This is a genomic window from Alkalicoccobacillus gibsonii (genome assembly GCF_016798245.1).
Taxonomy (GTDB): domain Bacteria; phylum Bacillota; class Bacilli; order Bacillales; family Bacillaceae_D; genus Alkalicoccobacillus; species Alkalicoccobacillus gibsonii.
In genome coordinates, this window is sequence record NZ_JAEUZA010000013.1 from 1 (window position 1) to 700 (window position 700).

A 700-nucleotide genomic window follows, 5' to 3' on the forward strand; every position below is an offset into this window, starting at 1 on the left:
ATTCGCCCTATTCAGACTCGCTTTCGCTACGGCTCCGCCTCATCAGCTTAACCTTGCACGACATCGTAACTCGCCGGTTCATTCTACAAAAGGCACGCCATCACCCGTTAATGGGCTCTGACTAGTTGTAGGCACACGGTTTCAGGATCTCTTTCACTCCCCTTCCGGGGTGCTTTTCACCTTTCCCTCACGGTACTGGTTCACTATCGGTCACTAGGGAGTATTTAGCCTTGGGAGATGGTCCTCCCGGATTCCGACGGGGTTTCACGTGTCCCGCCGTACTCAGGATACACTCCGGAGGAAACGAAGTTTCGGCTACGGGGTTGTTACCCTCTTTGACGCATCTTTCCAGATGCTTCACCTACTCCGTTTCTTTGTAACTCCAATGGAATGTCCTACAACCCCTGAAGGCAAGCCTTCAGGTTTGGGCTGTTTCCGTTTCGCTCGCCGCTACTCAGGAAATCGATTTTTCTTTCTCTTCCTCCGGGTACTTAGATGTTTCAGTTCCCCGGGTCTGCCTCCTCGTATCCTATGTATTCAGATACGGGTACCATTCGATTAAAAATGGTGGGTTCCCCCATTCGGATATCCTCGGATCAAAGCTCACTTACAGCTCCCCGAGGCGTTTCGCCGTTCGTCGCGTCCTTCTTCGGCTCCTAGTGCCAAGGCATTCACCGTGCGCCCTTCATAACTTAACCAA

General features: G+C 52.1%; 1 rRNA gene. It reads right to left on the reverse strand.

The features are described 5' to 3' along the window. Positions 1-698, reverse strand: a 23S ribosomal RNA gene (locus JNO66_RS20335); the annotation flags it as partial. Positions 699-700: the final 2 nt, after the last annotated feature.